This window comes from Rhizobium sp. R339 (assembly GCF_002211395.1).
In the GTDB taxonomy this organism is placed as follows: Bacteria; Pseudomonadota; Alphaproteobacteria; order Rhizobiales; family Rhizobiaceae; genus Rhizobium.
This window is the reverse complement of the sequence record NZ_LOKV01000020.1, coordinates 1-2,500: the sequence shown is the minus strand read 5'-3', so window position 1 is coordinate 2,500 and position 2,500 is coordinate 1. Positions and strand designations below refer to the sequence as shown.

Here is a 2,500-nt window from a genome sequence, read left to right as displayed (position 1 = left end):
TTGCAATAGATTGGGATGACTTGTGGCTAGGGGTGAAAGGCCAATCAAACTCGGAAATAGCTGGTTCTCCGCGAAATCTATTTAGGTAGAGCGTCGAGCGAATACCCCCGGGGGTAGAGCACTGGATGGGCTATGGGGACTCACCGTCTTACTGATCCTAACCAAACTCCGAATACCGGGGAGTACTACTCGGCAGACACACGGCGGGTGCTAACGTCCGTCGTGAAAAGGGCAACAACCCTAACCTCCAGCTAAGGTCCCCAAGTCATGGCTAAGTGGGAAAGGATGTGAGGATCCCAAAACAACCAGGATGTTGGCTTAGAAGCAGCCATCATTTAAAGAAAGCGTAACAGCTCACTGGTCTAAATAAGGGTCTTTGCGCCGAAAATGTAACGGGGCTGAAGCCATGCACCGAAGCTGAGGATGTGTAGCAATACACGTGGTAGCGGAGCGTTCCGTAAGCTGATGAAGGGAGACCCGTGAGGGCTCCTGGAGGTATCGGAAGTGCGAATGTTGACATGAGTAACGATAAAGAGGGTGAGAGACCCTCTCGCCGAAAGACCAAGGGTTCCTGCTTAAAGTTAATCTGAGCAGGGTTAGCCGGCCCCTAAGACGAGGCGGACACGCGTAGTCGATGGGAACCACGTTAATATTCGTGGGCCTGGTGGTAGTGACGGATTGCACAAGTTGTTCTGGTTTATTGGATTATCAGGGCAGCGGAGCGGTTCCAGGAAATAGCTCCACCGTATAGACCGTACCCGAAACCGACACAGGTGGTCAGGTAGAGTATACCAAGGCGCTTGAGAGAACTATGTTGAAGGAACTCGGCAAATTGCACGCGTAACTTCGGAAGAAGCGTGACCCCATATGAGGCAACTCTTGTGGGGTGGCACAGACCAGGGGGTAGCGACTGTTTATCAAAAACACAGGGCTCTGCGAAGTCGCAAGACGACGTATAGGGTCTGACGCCTGCCCGGTGCTGGAAGGTTAAGAGGAGAGGTGCAAGCTTTGAATCGAAGCCCCAGTAAACGGCGGCCGTAACTATAACGGTCCTAAGGTAGCGAAATTCCTTGTCGGGTAAGTTCCGACCTGCACGAATGGCGTAACGACTTCCCCGCTGTCTCCAACATAGACTCAGTGAAATTGAATTCCCCGTGAAGATGCGGGGTTCCTGCGGTCAGACGGAAAGACCCCGTGCACCTTTACTATAGCTTTACACTGGCATTCGTGTCGGCATGTGTAGGATAGGTGGTAGGCTTTGAAGCGGGGACGCCAGTTTCCGTGGAGCCATCCTTGAAATACCACCCTTATCGTCATGGATGTCTAACCGCGGCCCGTCATCCGGGTCCGGGACAGTGTATGGTGGGTAGTTTGACTGGGGCGGTCGCCTCCGAAAGAGTAACGGAGGCGCGCGATGGTGGGCTCAGACCGGTCGGAAATCGGTCGTCGAGTGCAATGGCATAAGCCCGCCTGACTGCGAGACTGACAAGTCGAGCAGAGACGAAAGTCGGTCATAGTGATCCGGTGGTCCCGCGTGGAAGGGCCATCGCTCAACGGATAAAAGGTACGCCGGGGATAACAGGCTGATGACCCCCAAGAGTCCATATCGACGGGGTTGTTTGGCACCTCGATGTCGGCTCATCGCATCCTGGGGCTGGAGCAGGTCCCAAGGGTTTGGCTGTTCGCCAATTAAAGCGGTACGTGAGCTGGGTTCAGAACGTCGTGAGACAGTTCGGTCCCTATCTGCCGTGGGTGTAGGAATATTGACAGGATCTGTCCCTAGTACGAGAGGACCGGGATGGACATATCTCTGGTGGACCTGTTGTCCTGCCAAGGGCATAGCAGGGTAGCTATATATGGACGGGATAACCGCTGAAGGCATCTAAGCGGGAAACCCACCTGAAAACGAGTGTTCCCTATCAGAGCCGTGGAAGACGACCACGTTGATAGGCCGGGTGTGGAAGTGCGGCAACGCATGAAGCTTACCGGTACTAATAGCTCGATCGGCTTGATCGTTCTCATTGTTCATGCTCATCTCAGGGCGACCGCAAAGCGGTCGTCCCGACAGAGCAAAGGCGTCAGCCTTTGCGACGGGCCCGGCAAACACGCTAGTGTTTGTCCGGTTTGAGCCTTCGACGTGTTTAAACAAGCAGGCCTTCGGCCTGCGCCAGCTTCTCAAATCAAAAAGTTGCGCTTTGCCGACCTGGTGGTTATGGCGGGGTGGCTGCACCCGTTCCCTTTCCGAACACGGCCGTGAAACGCCCCTGCGCCCATGGTACTTCGTCTTAAGACGCGGGAGAGTAGGTCGCTGCCAGGTCTGCAAAACGCAACTTCTTCAGAAATCTTCTCATTCACAAATCTCTACGGCCAAAGCCGATACAAAAGGGTCGCAAAAGCGGCCCTTTCTGCTGTAAAATAATATCGCGGGGTGGAGCAGCCCGGTAGCTCGTCAGGCTCATAACCTGAAGGCCGCAGGTTCAAATCCTGCCCCCGCAACCAA

1 tRNA gene and 2 rRNA genes (1 of these 3 cut by a window edge) are annotated in these 2,500 nt (G+C 54.5%); all 3 read left to right on the top strand.

Annotated features, from left to right (window positions below):
* Positions 1–2,016, top strand: a 23S ribosomal RNA gene (locus ATY76_RS19190) (it extends 870 nt beyond the left edge of the window).
* Between the two features lie 186 nt (positions 2,017–2,202).
* Positions 2,203–2,317, top strand: a 5S ribosomal RNA gene (gene rrf / locus ATY76_RS19185).
* 105 nt (positions 2,318–2,422) lie between these two features.
* Positions 2,423–2,499: transfer RNA gene (locus tag ATY76_RS19180), tRNA-Met, on the top strand.
* The last annotated feature ends 1 nt before the right edge of the window (position 2,500 follow it).